The 24,072-nt window shown below is 73.7% G+C and carries 18 protein-coding genes and 1 pseudogene; 9 read left to right on the top strand and 10 right to left on the bottom strand.

The window, feature by feature from the left end; all coding sequences use genetic code 11:
- Position 1: 1 nt before the first annotated feature.
- Together ACWGIS_RS18120 and ACWGIS_RS18125 are read right to left on the bottom strand one after the other, a co-directional pair.
- A complete protein-coding gene (locus ACWGIS_RS18120) occupies positions 2-1,096 on the bottom strand; it encodes a baeRF3 domain-containing protein (RefSeq protein ID WP_453363419.1) in 1,095 nt (364 codons plus the stop codon).
- Positions 1,097-1,433: 337 nt separating this feature from the next.
- Positions 1,434-3,008 carry an alpha/beta hydrolase gene (locus tag ACWGIS_RS18125; protein ID WP_453363420.1) on the bottom strand — a complete coding sequence of 525 codons (1,575 nt, stop codon included), beginning with the start codon at positions 3,006-3,008 and terminating at the stop codon, positions 1,434-1,436.
- Between the two features lie 402 nt (positions 3,009-3,410).
- Here ACWGIS_RS18125 and ACWGIS_RS18130 point away from each other — a divergent pair, with 402 nt between their 5' ends.
- Both ACWGIS_RS18130 and ACWGIS_RS18135 read left to right on the top strand, forming a co-directional pair.
- A complete protein-coding gene (locus ACWGIS_RS18130) occupies positions 3,411-4,259 on the top strand; it encodes a GNAT family N-acetyltransferase (protein ID WP_453363421.1) in 849 nt (282 codons plus the stop codon).
- A 107-nt stretch (positions 4,260-4,366) separates the two neighbouring features.
- Positions 4,367-6,175 carry a glycoside hydrolase family 15 protein gene (locus tag ACWGIS_RS18135; protein WP_453363422.1) on the top strand — a complete coding sequence of 603 codons (1,809 nt, stop codon included), beginning with the start codon at positions 4,367-4,369 and terminating at the stop codon, positions 6,173-6,175.
- Here ACWGIS_RS18135 and ACWGIS_RS18140 read toward each other — a convergent pair.
- The 7 genes from ACWGIS_RS18140 to ACWGIS_RS18170 all read right to left on the bottom strand — a co-directional run bounded on the left by ACWGIS_RS18140 (position 6,121) and on the right by ACWGIS_RS18170 (position 18,664).
- The gene (locus ACWGIS_RS18140; RefSeq protein WP_453363423.1) at positions 6,121-6,858 is read right to left on the bottom strand and encodes a class I SAM-dependent methyltransferase; all 738 of its coding nucleotides are present in this window, start codon (positions 6,856-6,858) and stop codon (positions 6,121-6,123) included. The two genes, ACWGIS_RS18135 and ACWGIS_RS18140, sit on opposite strands and share 55 nt — an antisense overlap.
- A 6-nt stretch (positions 6,859-6,864) precedes the next feature.
- On the bottom strand, positions 6,865-11,652 hold the full coding sequence (locus ACWGIS_RS18145; protein WP_453363448.1) for an aminotransferase class I/II-fold pyridoxal phosphate-dependent enzyme: 4,788 nt from the start codon (positions 11,650-11,652) through the stop codon (positions 6,865-6,867).
- A gap of 129 nt (positions 11,653-11,781) precedes the next feature.
- Positions 11,782-13,410: a right-handed parallel beta-helix repeat-containing protein gene (locus ACWGIS_RS18150; protein ID WP_453363424.1), complete on the bottom strand. Its 1,629-nt coding sequence runs from the start codon at positions 13,408-13,410 to the stop codon at positions 11,782-11,784.
- Between the two features lie 5 nt (positions 13,411-13,415).
- Positions 13,416-14,384, bottom strand: coding sequence for a UDP-glucuronic acid decarboxylase family protein (locus tag ACWGIS_RS18155; RefSeq protein ID WP_453363425.1), 969 nt, complete (start codon positions 14,382-14,384; stop codon positions 13,416-13,418).
- On the bottom strand, positions 14,381-15,724 hold the full coding sequence (locus ACWGIS_RS18160; RefSeq protein WP_453363426.1) for a UDP-glucose dehydrogenase family protein: 1,344 nt from the start codon (positions 15,722-15,724) through the stop codon (positions 14,381-14,383). The genes ACWGIS_RS18155 and ACWGIS_RS18160 overlap by 4 nt, the downstream gene beginning before the upstream one ends.
- Before the next feature lie 4 nt (positions 15,725-15,728).
- On the bottom strand, positions 15,729-16,823 hold the full coding sequence (galE, locus tag ACWGIS_RS18165; protein WP_453363449.1) for a UDP-glucose 4-epimerase GalE: 1,095 nt from the start codon (positions 16,821-16,823) through the stop codon (positions 15,729-15,731).
- Between the two features lie 2 nt (positions 16,824-16,825).
- A complete protein-coding gene (locus ACWGIS_RS18170) occupies positions 16,826-18,664 on the bottom strand; it encodes a glycosyltransferase family 2 protein (RefSeq protein ID WP_453363427.1) in 1,839 nt (612 codons plus the stop codon).
- A 136-nt stretch (positions 18,665-18,800) separates the two neighbouring features.
- On the opposite strand from ACWGIS_RS18170, the pseudogene ACWGIS_RS18175 reads away from it, so the two are divergent.
- Both ACWGIS_RS18175 and ACWGIS_RS18180 read left to right on the top strand, forming a co-directional pair.
- A pseudogene (locus ACWGIS_RS18175) lies at positions 18,801-19,067 on the top strand (TetR family transcriptional regulator); the annotation flags it as partial.
- Positions 19,068-19,811 carry a TetR/AcrR family transcriptional regulator C-terminal domain-containing protein gene (locus tag ACWGIS_RS18180; RefSeq protein ID WP_453363450.1) on the top strand — a complete coding sequence of 248 codons (744 nt, stop codon included), beginning with the start codon at positions 19,068-19,070 and terminating at the stop codon, positions 19,809-19,811. It abuts the pseudogene before it with no gap.
- A gap of 247 nt (positions 19,812-20,058) precedes the next feature.
- On the opposite strand, the gene ACWGIS_RS18185 is transcribed toward ACWGIS_RS18180, so the two are convergent.
- Positions 20,059-20,805, bottom strand: coding sequence for an MBL fold metallo-hydrolase (locus tag ACWGIS_RS18185; RefSeq protein ID WP_453363428.1), 747 nt, complete (start codon positions 20,803-20,805; stop codon positions 20,059-20,061).
- A 263-nt stretch (positions 20,806-21,068) separates the two neighbouring features.
- On the opposite strand from ACWGIS_RS18185, the gene ACWGIS_RS18190 reads away from it, so the two are divergent.
- The 5 genes from ACWGIS_RS18190 (at position 21,069) to ACWGIS_RS18210 (ending at position 24,067) form a co-directional block, all read left to right on the top strand.
- The gene (locus tag ACWGIS_RS18190; protein WP_453363429.1) at positions 21,069-21,629 is read left to right on the top strand and encodes a quercetin 2,3-dioxygenase; all 561 of its coding nucleotides are present in this window, start codon (positions 21,069-21,071) and stop codon (positions 21,627-21,629) included.
- 5 nt (positions 21,630-21,634) lie between these two features.
- The gene (locus ACWGIS_RS18195) at positions 21,635-21,781 is read left to right on the top strand and encodes a DUF1427 family protein (protein WP_453363430.1); all 147 of its coding nucleotides are present in this window, start codon (positions 21,635-21,637) and stop codon (positions 21,779-21,781) included.
- A gap of 95 nt (positions 21,782-21,876) precedes the next feature.
- The gene (locus tag ACWGIS_RS18200; RefSeq protein WP_453363431.1) at positions 21,877-22,155 is read left to right on the top strand and encodes a XapX domain-containing protein; all 279 of its coding nucleotides are present in this window, start codon (positions 21,877-21,879) and stop codon (positions 22,153-22,155) included.
- Complete coding sequence (locus ACWGIS_RS18205) at positions 22,152-23,123, top strand: amidohydrolase family protein (RefSeq protein ID WP_453363432.1); 972 nt, start codon at positions 22,152-22,154, stop codon at positions 23,121-23,123. Before ACWGIS_RS18200 ends, ACWGIS_RS18205 begins: the two co-directional genes overlap by 4 nt.
- A 20-nt stretch (positions 23,124-23,143) precedes the next feature.
- Positions 23,144-24,067 carry an alpha/beta fold hydrolase gene (locus ACWGIS_RS18210; protein WP_453363433.1) on the top strand — a complete coding sequence of 308 codons (924 nt, stop codon included), beginning with the start codon at positions 23,144-23,146 and terminating at the stop codon, positions 24,065-24,067.
- Positions 24,068-24,072: the final 5 nt, after the last annotated feature.

The following is a 24,072-nucleotide window of genomic DNA, read 5'->3' on the forward strand; positions in this document are numbered from 1 at the left end:
GTCAGTAGCGCAGCACCCCCGCGATGCGGTCGGAGTCCGCGAGGACGCCGTCGGCGAGGAAGCGGACCTCGGCACCGGTCTCCAGGCACTGCTCGACGATCTCGTCCACGATGTCCTCGCGGGCGTCCAGATCACCGTCCTCGGCGGGCACGAGGTGGTCCCCGTCGTCGCGTACCGTCGCGCGGTAGTTCTCCTCGACGGCGAGCAGTCGGACCCGGCCCTCGGTCGCGCTGCGCCACAGCTCGTCCAGCCCGGCGGCGAACTCCTTGCGCCCCCGCGCGCTCTCCAGTTCGTCCGCCACCCCGTCGGCGACCTTGCGGTCGTGGGCGGCGACGAGAGGGCGGATCGCCTGCCACACGGCGTCGGGCGTCGCGCGGGCGAGGCCGCCGTGGGCGAGGTGCTCGGCGTCCTTGGTGACGGTGCCGATCTCGTCGACGAGCGAGAGGGCGGCGGTCTCCCCGGTGACGTACAGCGTGCGCGGGCGCTCGCGCAGGACGGCGCCGACGGCGGTGTCGGCCTGGCGCAGGAAGTGCCGGGTGTCCTCGTCGCGGAAGGTGCTCGGCGTGTCGCCGGTCCGCTCCTGGCGCTCGGCGTCGAAGTTCACGCGGTCGCGGATCATCGGGAAGCCGTCGCCGTGGTGCTGCGTGACCCGGTCCGCGCCCCCGTTCCACAGCGTCACCTGGTCCGCGGACAGGGACAGCACCCAGAACGGTCGCTGCGAGGCGTGGGCGGCCACGAGGTTGCGGGTCAGGAAGGTGTCCGAGAGCACCACTCGCTCCGGGACGCCGCGGGCCAGCGTCCACACCTGGTGCTCGCCCGGCGCCGCGAAGATCGCGAGTCCGTCCTCCGCGTGCGTCAGGTCGACCTCGGCCAGTGCCCGGTCGAGGTGCTCGACGACGTCGAGGCGGCGTTCGCGGCTGACGGCGGGGTCGGCCTCCAGCCGCTTCTTCGCCTCGGCCACCACATTGCGCAGCCGTACGGCGTCCTGGGCGTTGTCGGGTTGGCGGCGATGGGTCGGCGTCAGCACCGACACGGCCGGATAGGGCCGCGGCCGGCGCAGCTCGGCGAGGGTCGCGGGACTGAGAGCATGCTCCATAACTGCACCTTAGGACCGATTCATCCCGTGGGCATTCGGTACGTGGCCGTCGGGTTCCGCGTCAGGGCCCGACGAGTCGCGGTGGCCCACCGTCCGGTCCGCGGCTGGGAGACCAGCGGTCGCGGGCCGGGATGCCGGGCGCCGGCCGCTCGTGAAGCCGCGCGCAGGTCACGTCGGTGGCGGAGTCGGTGCGCGGCGGAGCACCGGAGACGACCGGGCAGGTGCGGTTTTCCAGCGCCGAGTGACGGCCGCGACCGGGCGGGGCGCCGCACGTTCGGCCGGCACGGCGTCCCGGCGTCCCCGGCGGCGGCCCGGTCGGCCTGTGCGGGGCCCGTGTTCAGTCGCGGGTGTCGGACGTGCAGGAGCTGCCGTCGTTCGGCAGCGAGCCGTACAGCAGGAAGTCGTCGACCTTCTGGTGCACGCACTTGGAGGACGCGTAGCCCGTGTGCCCGTCGCCCTTGTTGTCGAGCACGACGGCCGAGGAGCCGAGCCGGTCGGCGGTCTCCTGCGTCCAGCGGTACGGGGTGGCCGGGTCGCCGCGGGTGCCGACGAGCAGCATCTTCGAGGTGCCGACGTCCCGGACCTCGTCGCGGATGAAGTCGGTGCCGGGCGGACGGCCGTAGCACATCAGCACCTGGGTGAGCCGGTAGCGGCCGAACACCGGTGACGCCTCCTCGTACTCGGCGCGCAGCCTGCCGATGTCCTTGGTGACCTGCTCGGCGGTCGGCCGGTCGGGGTCGTCCGCGCAGTTGATCGCGATGAGCGCGGCCGGGAGGTTGTCGAAGGGGACCTCCATCGCGTCGACGAGGTCGCCGTCCCGGCGCGGGCCCGCCGCACGGCCGTCGCGGCGCGTGTCCGGCAGGGCGGCGCCGCCCGACAACTGCATGAGCCCCTGGCTGTCGCCGTCCTGGACGAGGGCGGACAACGCATGTTCGAGGGTCGGCCACAGCTGCCGGCTGTACAGCGCCTGGCTGATCGCGCCGACGAGGTCCTGGCCGGAGAACGCCTGGCCGAAGTCCGTCGGCACCGGTTCCTGGTCCAGCGACTCGATCAGGTCCACGACGTCCTCGCGGGCCGACCGCGCGTCCTCCCCGAAGGGGCAGGCCATGTGCGCGGTGCACCAGCCGAGGAAGTCCTCCAGGGCCGTCTGCTGCCCCTCGGCGCCCACCCTGCCCTGTTCGGCCAGTGGCTCGGTGAGCGTGTCGACCCCGTCCAGCACCATCCGGCCGACCTTCTTCGGGAACTGCGCCGAGTACACCGCGCCCAGGCGCGTCCCGTAGGAGAAGCCGAGGTAGTTGAGCTTCTTGTCGCCCAGGGCGTCCCGCATCACGTCCAGGTCGCGCGAGGCGTTGACGGTGCCTATGTGCGGCAGGACGGGGCCCGAGTGCTTCGCGCACTCGTCCGCCATCTTCCGCAAATCCTCCAGGGTCTTGAGCGGATCGCTGTCTTCGGAGCTCTCGGGCTCCGCCTCGGCGGCGCCCTCGCCGCAGCTGACAGGGGAGGACCGGCCGACGCCGCGGGGGTCGAAGGTCACCACGTCGTAGCCGTTCGTGAGACCCATGAAGTCCTTGCCGCCGGACGCCAGTTCGCTGACGCCCGAGCCGCCGGGACCGCCGAAGTTCAGGAGGACCGAGCCCCGTTTCGGGCCGGTCGCGCGATAGCGGGCCAGCGCCAGGTCCAGCGTGCCCGCGCCGGGACGCGCGTAGTCGAGGGGGACGGTCACCTTCCCGCACTGCAGGTCCTCGGGTGCCTCCTCGTCCTGGCAGGCGGACCACTTGATCTTCTGGTCGTAGAACCGCGTCAGGTCGGGGCCGTCGGCGGCGCCCGCCGCGGACGGCAGCTCCACCGCCAGCAGGGCCAGGGTCGCGGTTGCGGCTCCGGCGAAAACGCAGCGTTGGTGCACGGACAGCATGCAAGCCTCCAGGGACGCCCGGCTGCGGACCGGGGGGACCCCACGACCGCGTGCCGGGGGGCACCCCCTGGATCACGATAAGCGGGCCCCTGCGAGCCTGCCCGCGGACGAGCGGGGCGGGCCGGCCTGCCGTACCCTGCGCGCCGCGTCTTCGACCTCCCGTGCCGCCCGCCCGCCGCGAACGGACCGGCCGACCGGAACAGCACGGTCGGACAGGGCGCGCGTGGTTCCGCGCGCACGGCGGGTCCCACGGTTGGGTCCCGGACAACAACCGTCGGCGGATGGCTGGTTGACGTCCCGCGAGCCGCGCCGGGCGTGCCCCGGACCGTTCCGATCGGCGAGGATGCCCCGGTGCGGCCGACCACCGCACGCCACACGACCCCCACGAAGTGGAGCGCTTCGATGACCTCTTCCGTCTCCCACGGCCTCGCCGTCAGCCGGGCCTCGCTGGACGACTGGACGGTGATCATCGAATGGGCGGCGGCCGAGGGGTGGAGTCCCGGGCTGTCGGACGCCCCCAGCTTCTTCGCCCAGGACCCCGAGGGCTTCTTCGTGGGGCGGATCGACGGGGAACCCGTCTCGGCCGTCTCGGTCGTCAACTACGGCGCCGACTACGCCTTCCTGGGCTTCTACCTGGTACGCCCCGACCTGCGGGGCCGCGGCCACGGGATCGCCACCTGGCGGACGGCACTGGCCCACGCCGGGGACCGCACCGTCGGCCTCGACGGCGTGGTGGCGCAGCAGGACAACTACCGCAGGTCCGGGTTCGCCCCCGCTCACCGCACCGTCCGGTACCGGGGCGTCGCCCCCGAGCCGGCCGTCCCGCACGACGTGCGGCTCCTCACCGACCCCGCCGCCGTCACCGCGTACGACAGCGCGTGCTTCCCGGCGGACCGTCCGCGCTTCCTGCGCCACTGGCTCACCCAGGACGGGCACCGCGCCGTCGCCCGCGTCGTCGACGGGCGGCTCACCGGCTACGGCGTGATCCGCCCGGGCCGGGACGCCCTGCGCGTCGGCCCGTTGTTCGCCGACACCGCAGGGGACGCCCGGGCCCTCTTCGCCGGACTGACCGCCGGGGCCGCCGGCCGCGAGGTGGCGATCGACGTCCCCGAGAACAACGCGCCCGCCGTCGCCCTCGCCGAGGACCTGGGCCTCACGCCCTCCTTCGAGACGGCCCGCATGTACACCGGCCCGGTGCGGCCCTTCGCGGCGGAGCGGGTCTTCGGCGTCACCACCCTGGAGCTGGGCTGACCGTGCGGCGAGGCCCCCGGGGTCCGGTCCGCGGCCTCCGTGGCCCCCGGACCCCGGCGGGCTTACGCTGGAGACACGGCGAAGTGCACGACGGCGTGACCCCGATCATGAACAGACCCATCGAGGATTACGCCCTTCTCAGCGACCTGGAGACGGCCGCCATGCTCGGCACGGACGGGTCCGTCGACTGGCTCTGTCTGCCGCGCTTCGACTCCCCGGCCTGCCTGGCCGCGCTGCTCGGCGCGGCGGACAACGGGTTCTGGCGGATCGCCCCCGCGGGCGCCGCCGGCCGCCCGTGCACCCGCAGGTCCTACCGGCGGGACACACTCGTCCTGGACTCGGAGTGGGAGACCCCCGCCGGGACGGTACGCGTCACCGACTTCATGCCGCCGCGCACCCGGTTCCCGTGCCTGGTGCGCACCGTCGAAGGGCTGTCCGGCGCCGTCGACATGCGCAGCGAACTGCGTCTGCGCTTCCACCACGGCCGGGTCGTGCCCTGGGTCCGGGCCGCCGACGGCTGCACCGTCGCGGTCGCCGGACCCGACTCCGTGTGGCTGAGCGCCGACGGCCCCGTCGACACCCTCGGCGGCGACACCTCCACCGTCACCGGCTTCACCGTCACGGCGGGCCGGCGCCTCACCCTCACGCTGGCCTGGGCACCCTCGCACCTGCCCGGCGCGCCCGGAGTGCTCTGCGTACCGGCCGAGACGGCGCTCAAGGAGACCGGCGACTTCTGGCGCCGCTGGAGCGCCCGCTGCCGCTGCCAGGGCCCGTGGCGCGAGGCGGTCGTGCGTTCCCTGATCACCCTCAAGGCACTCACCTACGCGCCCACGGGCGGCATCGTCGCCGCGCCCACCAGCTCCCTGCCCGGGCACATCGGGGGAGAGCGCAACTGGGACCAGCGGTTCTGCTGGCTGCGCGACTCCACCCGCACCCTGTCCTGCCTGCTGCGCAGCGGCTACCGGGAGGAGGCGGCGGCCTGGGTCGAGTGGCTCGTGCGCGCCGTCGCGGGCGACCCCGCCGAACTGCAGGCGGTGTACGGCGTCGCGGGACAGCGGCTGCTGCCGGAGACGGAGGCCGCGTGGCTGCCCGGGTACGAGCGGTCGCGGCCGGTGCGCTTCGGCAACGCCGCGATGGGCCAGCTCCAGCTCGACGTGTACGGGGAGGTCCTGGACGCCCTGTGGCTGTCCCACCGGGCGGGGATCGAACTGCCGCCGCACGTGTGGAGCCTGGTGAAGTCCCTGATGCGCCACCTGCGCCGGCACTGGAGGGACGCCGACCAGGGACTGTGGCAAGTACGCGGTCCCGCCCGGCAGTTCGTCCACTCCAAGGTCATGGCCTGGGTGGCGGCCGACCGCGCGCTGCGCCTCGGCCGGCTCCTCGGCGTCGAGGTGCCCGACGCCTGGCGGGTCATGCGCGAGGACGTGGCGCGCCAGGTGTGCCGGTACGGATGGGACGCCCGGCAGGGCTCGTTCGTCCAGGCGTACGGGTCACCCGCGCTCGACGCCTCGGCCCTGCTGATGCCGGGGTCGGGATTCCTGCCCGCCGCGGACCCGCGGGTCCGGGACACCGTAGGGGCGTCGAAGTCCCTCATGCGGGGCGGCTTCATGCGCCGCTACACGCGCGGTGACGGCGTGCCGGGCGACGAGGGCGCCTTCGTGGCCTGTTCGCTGTGGTACGCCAACGCGCTGGCGGCCGTCGGGGAGACGGCGGAGGCGTACACCGTCTTCGAGCGGGTCCTCTCGGTCCGCAACGACGTCGGCCTCCTCTCGGAGCAGTGGGACCCCGTCGAGCGGCGCCAACTGGGAAACGCCCCGCAGGCGTTCAGCCACATCGCCCTGGTGGAGACGGCGCTCAGGCTTCAGCCCGGAAGCGCCGACACCGCGCTGAGCAGCACCATGCCCGAGTCGCCGTAGTCCGGCAGGGTCGGGTCGGTGTCGATGCGCCCGACCCGCAGCCGCCGGGTCAGCGGAGCGAACACCGAGGTCACCACCTCGGGGTCCACCGGGCAGCCCGGCCACCGCGAGGCGGTCCCGATCCGGTAGGTCGGCATGTTCTCCATGAAGGCGGCGACGAGCCGGCCCCCCGGCACGACGGAGCGCACGAACAGCCGGCAGAAGTCCCTGAACTCGTCGAAGTCCTCGGTGACTCCCTCGGCGACGAAGTTCATCGAGGCCAGGTCGTAGCCGCGGGGCGGGAGCGCGCGGACGTCGCGGTGCACCACGCGCACCCGCGACAGGGCTTGGGCGGGGTCCGCGGGCAGAGCGGAGTTGAGCCGCCTGCACAGCGCGTGGAAGGGCAGCCAGCTGACGTCGGGCCCGCCGTCGAGCTGCCGTCTGAGATAGCCGACGTTCGCCGCCCCGGCCTCCACGGCGTCGATACGGCGGCTCGCGGCTCCCGCGAGCATCAGCGGGTAGAGGTTGGGTCCCGCCCCGAACTCCACCGTGCTGGCGAGGGCGTTCGGCTTGAAGCCGCGGTAGACCGCCGAGTGGTGGGCGATCACGGCCGCGTCGGAGGGGTGCAGCTCGCGGTAGTTCTCGGCGAGATAGTCGTCGACGGGCCAAGTGTCCCAGTTCACGTCGTTGTTGAGAGTGGACATGCAGGATCAGCTCCTGGGCCGCAGCGGGTGGCGCTCGGTCAGTCGGGTCAGTGTGCCGGTGAGCCGAGCGATGTCGTCGTCGGAGTTGAGCGCGGTGATCTGCACGCGGAAGCCGACCCGGTCGCGGGGGACGAGCGGATAGGCCGCCAGCGTCACGTAGATGCCCTCGTCCCACAGGAACGCGGCGACCGCGTCGAGGTCCGCGGCGTCCGCGAGCGGGATCTCCACGATCGGCAGCCCGTCGGTGTTGAGCGTGTCCACCCCGAGGCCCGCCAGATGGTCCAGCACCCGGGCGGTCTTGCGGTACAGGTCACCGCGGACGGCGTCGCCCCGCCGGTCGTTGACCTCCAGGCCCGCCAGTGCCGTGGCGAGGGAGGCCGTCGGCGAGGGACCCGAGTAGAGATAGGGGGCCGCGGCGGTCTTCAGCCGGTTCTTGAGGTCCGGGGGCAGGGCGAGGAAGGCCAGCAGCGACGAGTACGCCTTGGAGAACCCGCCGACGAGCACGATCCCCTCGTAGGTCTCGCCGGTGTGCCGGACGGCGCTGTTGCCGCGCAGGCCGTAGGGGCAGGGTTCGCGCGGGCCCCGTTCCCCGATGACGCCGAAGCCGTGCGTGTCGTCGACGTACAGCGTCGCGTCCCGGCGGCGGCAGACGGCGGCCAGCGCGGGCAGGTCGACGACGTCGCCGCTCATGCTGTTGACGCCGTCGACGCACACCAGCCGGGGCAACCCGCTCGGCACGGCTCTCAGTTGGGCCTCCAGCTCGTCGGGCCGCTCGGCGTGGAACCGCCGCAGCGTCGCGCCCTGCCCACGCGCGAAGACGCAGCCGTCGTACACGGTCCGGTGCGCCGTCGCCTCGACGAACACGTGGCCCCGGCCGGCGAGTACGGGGATCACCGAGGTGTGGATGAGGGTCGCCGTCGGCAGCAGCAGTGTGTCCGGCGCGCCGAGCAGCGCGGTGAGCCGTTCCTCGATGTCGGGGTACAGGCGGGGACTGCCGATCAGCCGGGACCAGCTCGGATGCGTGCCCCACCGGCGTACGGCGGGCTCGATCGCCTCGATGATCTCGGGGTCGCGGTCGAAACCCAGGTAGTTGCAGGAGGCGAAGTCGATCAGCCAGTGGTCCCCGCTGCGGATGTGCCGCCCGCGCACCTCGTCCAGGACGGCGTCGCTCATGCGGCTGGTCCGCCGCAGGTGTTCGAGGTCGTCTCCGCCCGGCCGGCCGGGCGGCCCTTCCGTGGCGCGCCGGGGAGTGGGTGCCGGAGAGTCCGGCGGACGGGGTGCCGCGGGCTCGGTGGCGTCCGGGTGGCGGGAGGCGGGCGGGACCGGGTCGGACGGGCGGCGGCGGGTGACGGGGGCCGCCGGCCCGGAAACGGGCGTCGCGGCCGCGGTGTGCTGCGGCCCGGGTGTGCTGCGGTCGGCCACGGTGTCCCCCGTACGGGCGGTGCTGCGGCCGGTCGCGGGGGTTCCCGGACCGGGGGTGCTGCGGTCGGCGGGGGTGTCCCGCGGGCCGAATGTCCGTTGGCCGGTGGAGGGGGTCCCCGGAGTGGTGGTGCTGCGGCCGGTCGCGGGGTTTCCCGGAGCGGTCGTGCGGCGGGCGGTCGCGGGAGTCACCGGCATCGAGGTGCGGGGTCCCGGACGCGGCACGAGTTCGATCGCGTCGGGTCCGCCCGTGCGAAGGGGGGCGTGCGTGCCCTCGCCCGGGCGCCCGTCGGGGGGTGCCGGGGCCCTGGCCCGCCCGCCGATGCGGTTCCCGTCCGCCGCCCGGCCGTTCACCGTTTCGGACGTCCGCCGCCTGTCGCGCCGCCGCAGCAGGAACTCGCTCTGCTCCAGGGTCATCGGCCGCGCGAACAGGTAGCCCTGTCCGAAGCCGCACCCCATCCCGGCGAGCAGATCACGCTGGGCGGAGTCCTCGACGCCCTCGGCGACGACGTCCAGGCCCAGGGTCCCGGCGAGGTTCACGATCCCCTCGACCAGCGCCACCTGGCGTGGGTCGACGGCGATGTCGTCGATGAACGTCTTGTCAATCTTCAGCGCGTCGACGGGGAACTCCCGCAGATAGCGCAGCGAGGAGAACCCGGTGCCGAAGTCGTCGACCGCGATCTGCACGCCCATGTCCTTGAGGGACCGCAGCTCCGCCCGCATCTGGGCGTCCTGCCGCATCAGCACCGTCTCGGTGAGTTCGAGTTGCAGGGTGCCGGGCGCCAGGTCCTTCAGCGCTCCGCGCACCACGTCCAGGAAGCCGTTGTCCCCGAACTGGCGGGCGGACACGTTGACGCTCACGTACGGCGGCCGGCCCGTGCCCCCGGCCAGGCGTTGCAGGCCGGCCATGTCGGCGACGGCGTTCTGCAGGACCCAGGCGCCCAGCGGCGCGATGTGCCCGGTCTCCTCGGCCAGCGCGATGAAGTGCTCCGGCGGTACCGGCGCACCGCCGGTACCTGGCCAGCGCGCCAGCGCCTCGAACCCGACGACCTCACCCGTCTCCATGCCCACCACGGGCTGGTAGCGCAGCGCGAACTCGTCGTCGGTGATCGCCCGGTCGAGCCGCGCCCGCAGGTCGTGCCGCTCCACCATCCGCATGCGCAGCCTGGGCTGGAACCGGTGCCACTGGCGCTTGCCGGCCCCCTTCGCCGCGTACAGCGCCAGATCGGCGTGGGTGAGCAGTTCCTCGGCGTCCGTGCTGTCCCGGGCGGTGGCGACGCCCACGCTGGCGGACACGCTCAGCGGGCCTCCCGGCAGGCTGAACGGCCGGCCGAGGGTCTGGATCACCTGCGCGGCGAGCAGTTCGGCGTCGAGCGGCTGCCGCGCGTCCTCCATCAGCACCGCGAACTCGTCGCCGCCGAGGCGGGCCGCCGTGTCGGTGCGCCGCAGCGCGCCCGAGAGCCGTTCGCCGACGACCGTGAGCAGCCGGTCGCCCGTCGTGTGCCCCAGGGTGTCGTTGACCATCTTGAAGTCGTCCAGGTCGACGAAGAGCAGGCAGGTCAGCGTCGACTCCCGCCGGCCACGCAGCAGGGCGCGTTCGATGCGCTCCAGCAGCAGAGTCCGGTTGGGCAGGCCGGTCAGCGGGTCGTGGAAGGCCCGCTGCGTCAGCTCCTGCTCCAGCCGGCGCTGCTCGGTGACGTCCCGCAGCGTCACGACCAGCCCCCGCACCGTGGGGTCCTCGCGCAGGTCGCTGCACCGGACCTCGACCTCGATGCGGCCCCCGTCGCGCAGCACCCACCAGTGGTCGTGGGTCTCGGGCGACCCGCCGTGCCGCATGGCCGTGAGCCCTTCGGCCACCCGCCGCCGGTCGCGGGAGTCCACCAGGTCCGGCAGGGCCGTGCCCGTCAGACGGGTCCCGCCGAACACGGCCTCTGCGGACGGGCTCGCGTACCGCACCGTGTCGTCGTCCTCGACGATGAGGATGACGTCCGAGGCGTTGCGGACCAGCGTCCGGAAGTACGCCTCGCTCTCCGTGCGGATGATCTCCCGGCGCAGCGCGGTCCTTTCGAGGGTCAGGGCGGCGTGCGAGGCCAGGATCTGCACGGAACCGCGGATCTCCGCGAGCTGGCGCTCCGGGCCCGCCGCCAGCAGGGCGCCGGGCAGTTCTCCGGCGGGCCGGTCGGGCGGGACCATGGGGCACACCAGGGTCGTCGGCAGGTCGCCGAGGGCGGCGGCGATCCCGGGGCCGAGCCGTCCGGTGGGCACGAGGTGCGTCCGGTTCGTCGCCAGACCGACGGCGCGCTCGGCCGGCAGCAGGAGGGTCCCGTGGGCGACTCCCGGCCCGAACAGCGTGCTGATCGCCCGGTCGCAGGCGGCCGTGACCTCCTGCGGCCGGGTCGCCTCCATCAGCGAGGCCGCCGCGGTGCGCAGGGCGAGCTCCCGCGCCATGGCCTTGCGGTGGGCCACGACCATGCCCGAGAGGCGGAGGATGACCAGCAGGAACAGCACCCCGGAGAAGGCGGCGATCGCGGCCGCGTCCTCGGCGTGCCCCGCGAGCCCCTCGTAGAGCAGGATCCCGGGCGCGACCAGGGTCGCGAGGGCGAGGCTCAGCAGGCGCCGGGGCCGGGGCAGCAGCGACTCCCGCTGGGGGACGGACGCCGTCAGTTCCACCATCGAGGGATGCAGCGCGGCCAGCCCCCAGGCCGTGTAGAAGACGATCCAGCCGGTGTCGACCAGCGTTCCGGCCTGCCACATGCCGTTGAGCTGGAGGATCCCGTACGCGATGTCGAAGACGAGCAGCGTGAGGGTCCCGACGACGAGGAGCCGCACGGCGCGGTTGCGTCCCCACGCGGGACGCGGCGCCAGCAGACAGGCCAGCAGGGCCAGGACCAGCACGTCGCCCAGCGGGTAGGCGATGCTGATCGCGCGCTGCTGCCAGGTGAGGCCGGTGACCTGGGTGAGGGGCTGCACCAGCAGCACCCAGACGGGCAGGGCGAGGCCGGCGGTGAGGATCAGCGCGTCCAGCAGACTCGGCAGGTCGCGGCCCGCCCACCGGTAGCGCACGAGGCCGAACAGGCCGGCGGCGAAGAGCGGATACGTCGCGAGATAGCAGGCGTCCGCCGGGGACGGGAAGGGGTTGGAGGCGTCGAAGTACGCCTCCAGCACGTTGTAGTAGGTGTCGCCGGCGGCGAAGGCGAGCAGACCGGTGGCGAGCAGCAGCCACGGCCACCGGTGGGCGGGGCGGTGCACCAGCACGCCGGTGACCACGGCGGCCGAACCGCCGAGTCCGATCACGGCCCACAGCGGGGTGCGCAGAGCCGGGACGGACAGGTAGACACCGGCGACGATCAGCACCAGCGCGGTGTACCCGGCCATCAGCCGGTGTGCCCGGAGCAACGGCAAGCGCCTCCTGGCGTCGTGGGACACGGAGTCCTTCGCCTGGGTCCGGGGCACTCTCGATCGTAGGCACGGGGGGCGCCGGGACGCATCTCGTCCGAGGTGCCGTCAGGGTTCGACGGCTCCGACGGCGGGCGGGTCACCGGCGTCCCGGCCGAAGTAGTCCACGCCGCCCGTGTCGGTGCCGAAGAGGGCGCGCAGGTCGAGTCCGTCGCGCGGGCAGCCGGGGACGACCAGCTGGGCGTCCTCGGGCGTGCGGAGGTTCGGCAGCTCGCCTCCCGCGAAGCAGGGGTCGGCCGTCGCTCCGGTCGCCTTCTGGCCGACCCGCTCCTGTCCGGTGCCGGCCCGCCAGGCGGCCAGGTCCGCGAAGGTGCGGTCGCCCCAGTCCACCGTCCACTTCCCCTTGGTCGTGTGGTAGGCGTTGCCCTGCAGCGCGACCTGGCCCGTGGACAGGTCCGCGTCCGCCGAGACCAGCGGATCGCCCTCGGTGACCAGGATGTTGTTGCGGATGCTCACCCCGGTGTTGCCGTCCCGCAGGAGCACCGCCGGCCCGCGCCCCGCCGGGGAGTGGGACATGACCACGGTGTTCTGGTAGACGGCCAGATCCCGGATGGCCTTGCCGTAGACGGTCAGCGCGCCGTGCGCGGGCAGTTTGCGGGCGTCGTCGGTGCTGATGTTGTAGCGGATCGTGTTCCCGGTGTGCGTGCCGTTGCGGTTGCGGGAGAACACGTAGTAGCCCGAACCGTCGTTCTGGTACGACAGGTTGTACTGGATCTTCGAGTCGGAGACGTTCGAGTCGAAGCCGAAGCCGGCGCCGTCCACATCGGAACCGGTGTGGTTGCGGTAGGCGGAGCTGTGCTCGATCAGCACGCGGGTGGAGTCGTACGCCCACAGGCCCACAGGACCGGCCGTCGCGTCGGTGGCGGACCGGCCGCCGTTGTCGTGGGCGCTGGAGTTGCGCAGGGTGGCCCCGCGGACCGCCCCCAGGATGATGCCGTCACCGGTGTGCCGGTCCTCCGCCGTCGGGTCGCCGTGGTTCTCGTACGCCTCGACGTCCTCGATGTCGACGTTCTCATGGGCGTAGGCCCGGTGTGCGGCGTCGAAGTCGGGCCCGTAGGTGAGCAGTCCGGCGTCCCTGTTGTCGTGCACGTGGGCCCCCCGGACCGTCACGCCCTTGAAGCCGTTGTCGTCGCGGGTGGCGCCGACGGCGATGCCGACCCGGAAGCCGGAGACGTCGACGCCCGAGACGGTCACGTGCTCCTGCCGGCCGTCGGAACGGCCGTCGGCGTAGAGGTTCACGCCGGCGTCCTTGCTGCGGGCCGCGTCCCGGCCCTTCAGGGTGAGGTCGCGGATCTCCACGCCCGCCGTGTTGTGCACGGAGACGCCGGGGGTGCCGGAGGCGTCGATGCGGGCCCGGCCGGTGCCGTACGAGCCGATCACCACCGGCCGCCCGGCGTCGCCGGCCTCGTCGGAGCCGACGGTGAGCGTGCCGGGGAAGCGGGCACCGCCCTGGAGCAGCAGCCTGTCGCCGGGGTTCAGCGTCACCTGCTCGGCCCGCGCCAGTGACCGCCAGGCCTTGCCGGGCGACGAACCGTCGGCGGAGTCGTCGCCGTCGGGGCTGACGTAGTAGGTGGTGGGGGCGGCAGCGGCCGGGGCGTAGTGGGGGGTGGCCGCGCAGGCGCCGCCCGTGGTCACGAGCAGTGCGGCGGCGAGCGCGGCGAACGCTGTGCGCGGCATCGGGATCAGGCCTCCACTCGCTGGTCGAGGAGCCGCCGCGGCTCGGGCGACTGGGCCCGGAACCAGGCGACGGTGTGGCGCAGGCCCGCTTCGATCGGGACACGGGGTGCCCAGCCGAGCAGGTCGCGGGCGCGCGTGACGACCGGCCGGCGGCGCACCGGGTCGTCCACGGGCAGCGGGCGGTACGTGACGGGCGACGACGATCCGGTCGCCTCGATCACCAGCCGGGCCAGCTCCCGCACCGTGTGCTCGGCGGGGTTGCCCAGGTTCACTGGCCCGGCGTGGCCGCTGTCCAGCATGGCGACCAGACCCCGGACGAGATCGTCGACGTAGCAGAAGCTGCGCGTCTGGCTGCCGTCGCCGAACAGGGTGAGCGGACTGCCCGCCAGCGCCTGCCGCACGAAGGTGGACACCACCCGCCCGTCGTGCGGTCGCATCCGGGGACCGTAGGTGTTGAAGATCCGCACGATGCCGGTGTCGACGCCCTGGCTGCGCCGGTACGCCATGGTGAGGGCCTCCGCGTACCGCTTGGCCTCGTCGTAGACGCTGCGTGGCCCCACCGGGTTGACGTTGCCCCAGTAGTCCTCGGGCTGCGGGTGCAGCTCCGGGTCGCCGTACACTTCGCTGGTGGAGGTCAGCAGGAAGCGGGCCCCGCGCCGCTCGGCCAGCCGCAGGGCGTTCTCCGTGCCCCGGCTGCCCACCGACAGCGTCTGGAGGGGCAGCCGGTCGTAGTCGGGCGGCGAGGCGGGGCTCGCGAGATGGGCCACGGCGTCGACGCCGCCCGGCACGTCGAACGCCGAGGTGACGTCGGCGTGTACGAGCCGGAAGCGCCGGTGGCCGGTCAGCCGGGTCACGTTCAGGGGCTCGCCGGTGCAGAAGTTGTCCAGGCACCAGACCATGTCGCCCCGGCGCAGCAGGGCCTCGCACAGATGCGACCCGAGGAATCCGCCGCCGCCCGTCACCACGACTCTCATGACGCGTCCCCTCGGGCGGGCACGGCCGTGCGCCGCTCCGGGCGACCCAGGGCGTGCAGCGACCAGCCGGCCGCCCGCCAGGACGGCTCGTCGAGACCGCCGCGGGCGTCCAGCAGCAGCGGCTCGTGCACCACGGCGGCCAGGCCGGCCGGATCGATCCGGCCGTACTCCGGCCAGGGGGTGAGGTGCAGGACCAGGTCGGCGTCCTCACAGGCCTTGGGGACGTCCAGGGCGTAGGAGAGGGCGGGACGCACGGCACGCGCGTTGTCCAGGGCCTCCGGGTCGTGCACGCGGACGGCGGCGCCCCGCTCCTGGAGGGCCGCCGCGACGGCCAGGGCTGGCGAGTCGCGGACGTCGTCGCTGCCGGGCTTGAAGGCCGCGCCGAGGACCCCGACGCGGCGGCCGGCGAGGGACCCGCCGAGCAGCCGCCGCGACAGCTCGACGGTGCGCCGCCGCTGCCGGGTGTTGATCCGGTCGACCTCGTGCAGGAACACCACCGAGGCACCGGCCCCGAGCTCCTCGGCGCGGGCCGCGAAGGCGCGGATGTCCTTGGGGAAGCAGCTCCCGCCGAAGCCGAGGCCGGGTTCCAGGAAGCGGTCGCCGATCCGCGAGTCCGCCCCGATGGCGCGGGCGAGGACCGTCGCGTCCGCCCCGGCGGCCTCGCACACCTCGGACATCGCGTTGATGAACGAGATCCTGGTCGCCAGGAACGAGTTCGCCGCCACCTTCACGAGTTCGGCCGTGGCCGGGTCCGTGCTGAACCACGGCACCCCGGCGCGGAGCATGGGCCGGTACACCTCACGCAGCACCGCGTCGGCCCGCTCGGACGTGACACCGACGACGAGCCGCTCCGGGTGCATGGTGTCCTGGACCGCCGAGCCCTCGCGCAGGAACTCGGGGTTCCACGCGACCTCGCAGTCGCGAGTGGTCGCGGCGAGCCGCCGGGCGAGCCGGGCGGCGGTGCCGACCGGGACCGTGGACTTGCCCACGACCAGGCTCCCCGGGCGCAGGTGCGGGGCGAGCCCGTCGATCACGGCGTCGACGAAACGCAGGTCGGCGGCCTGGCCGTCGGGGCGCTGCGGGGTGCCCACGCACACGAAGTGGGTCCGGGCGAACGCGGCGCCCTCGGCGAGCGACGTGGAGAACCTGAGCCGTCCCGAGGCGACGGTGCGCGCGAGCAGTTCGCCGAGTCCGGCCTCGTGCAGAGGGGCGTGGCCGGCCGACAGGGACGCGATCCGCTCGGCGTCGATGTCGATGCCGAGGACGTCGTGGCCGAGGTCGGCCATGCACGCGGCGTGCACCGTCCCGACGTATCCGGTGCCGATGACTGTGATCCGCATGGCGTCACTCCTTCGTGGCCGGCCGCCGGGCGGAACCGGCGTACCCGTGGGGGTTGATTTGCTGGAAGTGCCAGGAGTCCCGGCACATCGCGGCGAGGTCGCGGGTGGGGCGCCAGCCCCAGGCACGGGCCACCGCGCCCGCGTCGGCGACGAGTTCGGTTACGTCCCCGTCCCGGCGTCCCACGACCTCATAGGGGATGGGCCTGCCGCTGGCGGCGCCGAAGGCGGAGACGACCTCCAGCACCGAACTGCCCCTGCCGACGCCGAGGTTGAAGACCCGCATGCCGGGTCCGTCGGCGAAGTGGTCGAGGGCGACGCGGTGTGCCTCGACGGTGTCCATGACGTGGAGGTAGTCGCGGATCGCCGTCCCGTCGGGTGTCTCGTAGTCGTCGCCGAACACGCGCAGCCGCTCCCTGCGGCCGACGGCCACCTGCGCCACGTACGGCATCAGGTTGTCCGGGGTGCCGTTCGGGTCCTCGCCCAGCAGTCCGCTGGGGTGGGCGCCGGCCGGGTTGAAGTAGCGCAGGCACAGCACGGCGAACTCGGGTGTGCGGCGGCAGACGTCGGCGAGTATCTGCTCGCACAGCCATTTGGAGGTCGCGTAGGGGTTGGTGGGACGGGCGGGGGTCGACTCGTCCAGGGGGCCGCGGCCGGCGTCGCCGTAGACGGAGCACGAGGAGGAGAACACCAGTTGGCGCACGCCGTGGTCGCGCATGACCGACAGCAGGGCGGTCGTGCCGCCGACGTTGGTGTCGTAGTACTGGATGGGCATCCGTGTCGACTCGCCCACGGCCTTGTGCGCGGCGAAGTGCACGACGGCGTCCACGGAGTGTCGGTCGAAGACGGCCGAAAGGGCGCGCCGATCACGGATGTCCAGCTCATAGACGGCACCGACGAAGCGTCCGGCGATCCTCTCGACGCGCGCGAACACTTGCGGGGTGCTGTTGGAGTAGTCGTCGACGACGATCAACTCGTAGCCGTGGTCCAGGAGTTCCACGCAGGCGTGGCTGCCGATGAAGCCCGCCCCGCCGGTGACGAGGACGGTCGACGGCGTGCCCGCCGCCGGGATCGCCGTGTGGTTCGGCTCCGTGTGCACGATGCTCACCAGCCCAGGACGGCGGCGGCGTACGCCGGGTAGAAGAGGACGGCCACGGCCGCGGGCAGCGCCGAGAGCAGGCCGAGCGCCAGCGGCAGTCGCGCCGTGGGCAGGGCCGAGGTGAAGGGGATGCCCGCGGCCCGGGCGGACTCGTGGACGTGCAGCAGCGGGATGGCGATGGCGACCACCGCGTAGGTCACCGCGGCGAGCAGGCACAGGAAGACGTATCCGGCCGAGGGGCTGGTCAGTTCGCCCAGCAGGGCGACCGAGGCGAGCACCGTCGCCAGCGTCGCAAAGGGCAGGACGAGTCGTGCGAGCAGCGGCTGCGGCCCGCCGGGGCGGCCCTTGGGGGTGACCTTGAACGTGACCGGGCGCGGGCTCACCCGCTGGGCGGCCGCCCCGAGCAGGCCCCAGATGACGAACGGCCAGCGGGCCAGGGCGAACAGCCAGGTCTCCCAGCTGATGAGCGGTGCCGTACGCGGCCGCAGCAGCCCGCGGCGACGCATCAGGAACAGGGTCAGCACCAGCCAGACCGGCATCGACCAGAAGTGGACGAGGAAGTCCAAGTAGTTGACGTTCATCCAGGGGATCCCGGTGAGCACGGCGACCGGCGGAAGGGCCAGACCCGCGACGATCATCAGTCCCAGCAGCGGGTAGTACGCCAGCGCGTAGGTGAACCGCAGCTGGAGCAGGAACGGCAGCCGTACCACGTGCCGCGGCAGCAGTCCCGTCAGCATGGTCGTCAGGCTCCGGGACCACTGGTACTCCTGCGTCACCATGTCGGCGAAGTTCAGCGGCCCGTCCCCGTGCGCCTCCGCGTCGATGGCGAACGCGCCGTGCCAGCCTGCCGAGTTGAGCAGGTACGTGGTGGAGAAGTCCTCGGCCAGCTCGGGGCCGAGACCTCCGATGTCGCGCAGGGCGCGGGTGCGGACGGCGTAGTGGGAGCCGATGCACATGGGCGCCAGACCGTCGCTGTGGCCGAGCTGGACGGCGCCGTGCCAGACGGCCTCCCGGTGCAGCCGGCCGCGGGCCGCCCAGGAGGTGTCGCCGTTCGCGTCGCAGATGCTCGGCGCGGCGACGTACCCGATGGCGGGGTCGGCGAAGGGGCGGACGACCTCGGCGAGATAGGTCGCGGCCGGCACGTGGTCGCAGTCGAGCTGCGCCACGACCTCGTAGTGCTCGTAGCCCCAATGGTCGTAGAAGTAGGCGAGGTTGCCTTCCTTGCAGCGTCTGCGCCGGGGCCAGCCGGCCCGCTGGTAGGCGGCGTCGCCCTGCCGGGAGGACATCCGCACGTTGTGGGCCAGGCACCACAGCGCCGTCTCCTCGGTCGGCACCTCCTCGCACAGCCAGACGTCGTAGGGGTGCGGGAAGTCCTGGGCGAGCATCGCCTCGAGAGTCCGCCGCACGGTCGCCCAGGGTTCCGAGGGCGCGCGGGTGACGGCGAAGGCGACGGGGACGGCCGGGACGGCCAGCGCGGGGTCGACCCGGCGCAGCCGCAGGGCGGTGACGAAGAAGTACGCGGGAAGTGCCGTGAGGTAGAACAGCAGGGCGCTGTTCACGATCAGGCCCACCCAGCCCGCCCGGTGCTCGGGCTGGAGCCACCAGGTCCAGAACCAGAGGAAGCTCACCGCCCACGCCGCCGCGATGGCCAGGAGCAGGGCGCGGTCCCGTGCGGGGAGCAGCGGGACGAACGTGGTGGGGCGGACCTTGCGGCCGGGATACGCGTGCCCGAAGACGGGACCGCTCGCGGCCACCCGGACGACGTTGCCGTCCGAGATCCGTTCCAGGTGACGCTCCACCTGGATGAGATCCGGGGGATCGGTGACCGGCCTGCTGTGCGCCATGGGAGGACGCCTCCGCCCTGGGAAGTGCGGTCGATTCCGTACACTGACGACGTATGTGTACGCCGTATATGTACGACTTTGCGCCTATTGTGTGGTGACGTCAAACGGGTCCGCCGGGAGCGAGGGGCAGGCAGCCATGCCGAACGGGACGGAGAGCGGCGGAGGCCGCCGGGCGAGCGACCGCGGCCGTTACGGGCGGCTGAGCAAGGAGCGCGTCCTGGCCACCGCCCTGGAGATCGTCGACCGCGACGGACTCTCGGGACTCAGCATGCGCAAGCTCGGCGCCGAGCTGGGAGTGGAGGCGATGGCCCTCTACCGGTACGCGTCGGGGAAGGACGCCCTGCTGGACGGACTCGTCGAGGGTTTCTGCCTGGAACTGGAGGCGGAGCTGGCGGACGGGCCGCTGGGGACGGGGGAGACGCCCGGCGAGCCGTCCACGGCGGACGGCCCGGGGGCTCCCGAGGGCGGGGGCGGAGTACGCGCGGCGGACGGCCCGGCGGCCCCGGAGGGCCCGGACGGAGTACCCGAGGCGGACGACCCTGCGGCTCCCGAGGGCCCGGGTCAAGAATCCTCGGCGGACGGCCTCGCCTCTACCGGGGTCCCCAGGGCCCCTCTCCCGGGTGGGCCGGACGTGAAGAACCCGGCGGCCGGGGGCCACCCGGCGGACGTGGGCGGCGCCTCGGACGCGTACGTCCCGGCGGACGGGACCCGCCCGGCCGGCGACGACTGGGCCCGTGCGCTGCACCGGATCGCGCTCGCCGCCCACCGGGTCGCGCTGCGCCATCCCCACGTCGTCCCGCTGCTGGCCACCCGGCTGCTGTCCACGCCGCTGGCCCGCCGCCCCGCCGCGGTCCTGCGCAGCGACGAGCGCGTGCTGGCCCTGCTGCACGAGGCGGGCTTCGACGAGGACCGCACGGTCGCGCTGCACCGGGCCTTCACCGCCTGGCTGCTCGGCTACCTGCTGGTCGAGCTGCGGGCCATGGACGACGATCCCGCCGAACCCGACCCCGCCTTCCGGCTGGGACTGCACCGCATCTCCGCCCAGGAGCTGCCCCGGCTGCGCGCGGTCGCCGTCCGTCTGGCCGAACGGGGCGGCCCCTCGGGTCTGGCGGCGGGGCTGGACGCGCTGCTCGACCGCTTCCGCTGAACGGCCCGCTGCCCGGGCGCCCTTCAGGTGGCGGCGGCGAACACGCGGGAGGAGTGTGTTGCCGCACCGGCCGCCCGGATCGACGACCGTAACCGGCCGCAACTCCGGTCCCGGCGCGCTCCGACCGGGCCGCGCTCACCGCGCTCCGGCCCGGCCGCCCGTGCGGACCCGGCCGCGCTCCGGTCCCGCCGCGCCCGGGTCCGGCCGCGCTCCGACCGGGCCGCGGCGCGGCGGGCCTCACCGCGTCCTAGCCGAGCTCCCGGGCCCGCTCCACGGCCGCCCGTACCGGCCCGCGGTGCACCGGACCGTGCCCCGGCAGCAGTACGTCGGCGGCGAGACCCTCGATGTGCCGCAGCGCCGCGAGACTCTGCTCCCGCTGGGCGTCGAACATGGCGGGCAGCAGCTGCGGGCCGCTGACCCCGGACGTGGGATGCCCGCTGACCAGCGCGTCACCGGAGATCACCACGCCGGCGTCCGGGAGGTGGAAGACGCAGTGGCCGGCCGTGTGACCGGGGGTGTGGACCGGTACCGGGCGGCCGGGCAGGTCGAGCGCGCCCGGGGCCGGGAACGGCAGCGGCCGCGTCATGCGGACGTCCGCCTTGCCGCCCGACCGCAGGGCCCGTACCGACCAGGGCAGCACCCCCGGCCGCCACGCCTGCCGCAACACCTGTCCCACGGACACCTGATGCAGGAACTCGCGCCGCGCGTGCGGCAGTTCGGCCTCGTGCAGATGGACCGGGACGCCGTGGGCGCGGCTGAGGTACTCGGCCGAGCCTAGGTGGTCGTTGTGGGCGTGGGTGATCAGGACGGCCGTCAGCGCCTCGGGCGCGTGGCCGAGCGCGCGCAGGGAGTCGAGGACCTGCCTCCGGTCGCCGGGGTAGCCGGTGTCGACCAGGGTGACCGCGTCACCGTCGGACAGGACGACCCAGTTCGTGTCGCTTCCGTGCACCAGGTGGACTCCGGATGCCACCTGGACGATCGCGTCCTCGCGCATGACTCTCCCGCGGCTGGGGGATCGCGCGGCCGGGCCGACCGCGTCAGGGCGAAGCTATCGCCCGACTCGTGACGAGCCGACGCGGGGGCCGGGACGGACATCGCGGCGCACTCGGTGGCGGCCGTCGGCTCCACGGCCACCGGCGCCCCCGACCGCCTCCGCGGGGCGCAGCGGCCCGCCGATCGACATCCCGTACGGAGGGGGACAAGAATCTCAATGTCAGGTAGCCTGACATTCACCCAACGGCAGGCCGGAGGCTTCTCATGACCATCGAGTACGCGACCCAGTACAGGACCCGCTCCCACATTCCGCCGGAGCCGGGCAAGCCGTACTTCATCGAGAAGGGCATGGGGGACCGCGCCCACCTCTTCGGCGACCTCGTCACCGTCTACGCGGGCGGCGAGCAGACCGAGAACACGTTCAACTTCTTCACCTGCGAGGGGCCGAAGGGCGACATCATCCCGGCCCACTCGCACGCCGACACCCACGAGGTCTTCTACGTCACGCAGGGCGCGGTCCGCCTGTTCGTGGAGGACCTGGAGGGGGAGCAGTACGAGAAGCTCCTCACCTCCGGCGACTTCGGTTTCGTGCCGAAGAACTGCCCGCACGCCTACCGCATGGAGCGGCACCACACGCAGATCGTCGGCGTCGCCGCGGGACCGGGCGGCACCTTCGAGCGGTTCTTCGAGCGGCTGGGCACCCCGACCGACGAACTCACGCTCCCCGCCCGCCCGTTCGTGCCCGAGCCGGCCAAGTTCGCGACCGTGCCCCAGGGGAACGACGTGCGCTTCCTGCCCGGCCACGAGTGGCGCACCGGGAGCTGACCGCCGTGCCCTACCTCAAGGCACTGCTCGCGGGCATCCTCGTGGGCGTGCTCTACACGGTGGTGCGGGTGAAGTCGCCCGCGCCGCCTCCCGTCGCCCTGTTCGGACTGCTGGGCATGCTGCTCGGCCAGGCCGTCCTGGCGGCGCTGTGAGTGCGCCGGAATCCGACGGGACGCACCGCCCGCCGGGACCGGACGGGACGCACCGTCCGCCCGAATCCGGGGCACCGTACCGCCCCACCGCGTTCGTGCGCGCCGCCGGCTTCTCCTTCGCGGCGGGCCTGCTGATGGGAGCCGTCTACTGGGCTCTGGACATCACCTCGCCCGCGCCGCCCCTCCTCGGGCTGACCGGTCTGGCCGGCATCGTCGCCGGGGAGCGCGCGGCCTCCTGGGTCCGCACCCGCCGCGGAGCCCGCCGTGAACCCGGGTCGACGTCCAAGGACCCGGCGCCCGCGCCACCTTCTGCTTCGTCATCCTCTTCCCCTTCCCCTTCCCCTTCCGCACCAGGCGAGGACACCCCCTCATGAGCGCACCGGCCGACGCGCGCGGACTCATCGACGTCCACGCGCACTTCGTGACCGACTCCTACATCCGGCAGGCCAGGGCGGCCGGACACGAACTCCCCGACGGCGTGCCCGCCTGGCCCCGCTGGTCCGCCGAGGCCCACCTGGACCTGATGGACCGCAGCGGCATCGACACGGCGGTGCTTTCCGTCTCCTCGCCCGGCGTCTTCTTCGGCGACCCGGCGGCCGCGCGCGAACTGGCCCGGGAGGTCAACGAGGACGGGGCCCGGATCGTGAGCGAACACCCCGGCCGCTTCGGGCTGTTCGCCTCACTGCCGCTGCCCGACGTCGACGGGTCCCTCGCGGAGATCGCGTACGCCTTCGACGCGCTCGGGGCGGACGGCGTCGTCCTGGAGTCCAACTCCCACGGCGTCTACCTCGGCGACCCGCGGCTCGACCCGGTCTTCGCCGAGCTGGACCGCCGGGGCGCCGTCGTCTTCGTGCACCCCACCTCGCCGGTGTGCTGGGAGCAGTCCGCTCTCGGCCGGCCGCGCCCCATGGTCGAGTTCGTCTTCGACACCGCCCGCACCGTCACCGACCTGCTGTTCGCCGGCACGCTGGAGCGCTGCCCGAGCCTGAAGGTCGTCGTACCGCACTGCGGAGGCGCGCTGCCCGTGCTGGCCGACCGCATCAACGGCTTCATGAAGCTGTTCATGCCCGCGGGCGCGACCGCTCCCGACGCCGTGGCCCAACTGCGCAAGCTGTACTACGACCTGGCGGGACCGGCGTTCCCCCGGCAGGTCCCCGCGCTCCTCGGACTCGCCGACCCCGGGCGGCTCCTCTACGGCAGCGACTACTGCTGGACCCCGGCGCCCGCCGCGCAGGCGCACGCCACGTCGTTCGACGCCGAGCCCTCCCCCGTGGACGGCACGACCTGGCGGTCCCTGACCACGGCCAACGCCCGCGCCCTGCTGCCGCGCCTCGCCCACTGACCCGACCGACGGAGACCCCCATGGCCGTACCAGGACCGCCCTTCCCCTTCGAACTGCTCGCCCCGCCGGACCCGGCCCGGCTGCCCCTGCCGCCGGCCGCGCGTCCGGAACCGGGAGTACGCCTCCTGCGCGGCGCGGTCTACGCCGTACCCGAGGGCACCCGGCCGCTGGAACTGGACCTGTGGCTCCCCGAGGAGACGTCGGGACCGGTGCCCGTGATCGTCTTCGTGCACGGGGGCGCCTGGCGCACGGGGCTGCGCGACGACCTCGGGCCCCGCTTCCGGCACTGGTCCCCGACGCCGTTCGCGCGACTGGTCCGGGCCGGGTTCGCCGTCGCCTGCCCCGACTACCGGCTCAGCGGCGAGGCCGTCCACCCAGCCCAGCTCGACGACGTACGCGCCGCCCTGCGGTGGCTGCGCGCCCGCTCGGGCGAACTCGCCCTGGACACCGGCCGCACCGTCCTGTGGGGGGAGTCCGCCGGCGGGCACCTCGCCGCACTCGCGGCCCTCACCGCCGGCGGCGCCGCCGAGTCCGTGACCGTCCGCGGATGCGCCGCCTGGTACGCGCCCAGCGACCTCGTCCGGCTGGCCGAGGACCACCCCGAGGGCCGCTACGACGCGGCCGATCCCACCACGTTCGAGGCCCTGCTGATCGGCGCGGCACCGGCCGAGGACCTCGCGCGTGCCCTCGACGCGAGCCCCGTCGGCCGGGTGACGGCGGACGCGCCGCCGTTCCTCCTCCTGCACGGCACCGGGGACACGATCGTCCCCCCTGCCCAGAGCGCGCGGCTGGCCCGCGCCCTGCGCGAGGCGGGCGCGCCGGTGGAACTGAGGCCGGTCGAGGGCGCCGACCACCTGTGGGTCGGCCTCTCGGAGGAGGCCGTGGAAGAGTGCTTCCGCACGACGCTCGACTTCTTCGCGCGGCGCACGGCCCGCACCGGCTGACCGCC

The organism is Streptomyces sp. NPDC054842, assembly GCF_053611025.1.

Bases quoted from the DNA above. Each gene is read 5' to 3' on its own strand.
- ACWGIS_RS18120 (WP_453363419.1), bottom strand. From the start codon at position 1,096: ATGGAGCATGCTCTCAGTCCCGCGACCCTCGCCGAGCTGCGCCGGCCG.
- ACWGIS_RS18125 (WP_453363420.1), bottom strand. From the start codon at position 3,008: ATGCTGTCCGTGCACCAACGCTGCGTTTTCGCCGGAGCCGCAACCGCG.
- ACWGIS_RS18130 (WP_453363421.1), top strand. From the start codon at position 3,411: ATGACCTCTTCCGTCTCCCACGGCCTCGCCGTCAGCCGGGCCTCGCTG.
- ACWGIS_RS18135 (WP_453363422.1), top strand. From the start codon at position 4,367: ATGAACAGACCCATCGAGGATTACGCCCTTCTCAGCGACCTGGAGACG.
- ACWGIS_RS18140 (WP_453363423.1), bottom strand. From the start codon at position 6,858: ATGTCCACTCTCAACAACGACGTGAACTGGGACACTTGGCCCGTCGAC.
- ACWGIS_RS18145 (WP_453363448.1), bottom strand. From the start codon at position 11,652: ATGGCCGGGTACACCGCGCTGGTGCTGATCGTCGCCGGTGTCTACCTG.
- ACWGIS_RS18150 (WP_453363424.1), bottom strand. From the start codon at position 13,410: ATGCCGCGCACAGCGTTCGCCGCGCTCGCCGCCGCACTGCTCGTGACC.
- ACWGIS_RS18155 (WP_453363425.1), bottom strand. From the start codon at position 14,384: ATGAGAGTCGTGGTGACGGGCGGCGGCGGATTCCTCGGGTCGCATCTG.
- ACWGIS_RS18160 (WP_453363426.1), bottom strand. From the start codon at position 15,724: ATGCGGATCACAGTCATCGGCACCGGATACGTCGGGACGGTGCACGCC.
- ACWGIS_RS18170 (WP_453363427.1), bottom strand. From the start codon at position 18,664: ATGGCGCACAGCAGGCCGGTCACCGATCCCCCGGATCTCATCCAGGTG.
- ACWGIS_RS18185 (WP_453363428.1), bottom strand. From the start codon at position 20,805: ATGCGCGAGGACGCGATCGTCCAGGTGGCATCCGGAGTCCACCTGGTG.
- ACWGIS_RS18190 (WP_453363429.1), top strand. From the start codon at position 21,069: ATGACCATCGAGTACGCGACCCAGTACAGGACCCGCTCCCACATTCCG.
- ACWGIS_RS18205 (WP_453363432.1), top strand. From the start codon at position 22,152: ATGAGCGCACCGGCCGACGCGCGCGGACTCATCGACGTCCACGCGCAC.
- ACWGIS_RS18210 (WP_453363433.1), top strand. From the start codon at position 23,144: ATGGCCGTACCAGGACCGCCCTTCCCCTTCGAACTGCTCGCCCCGCCG.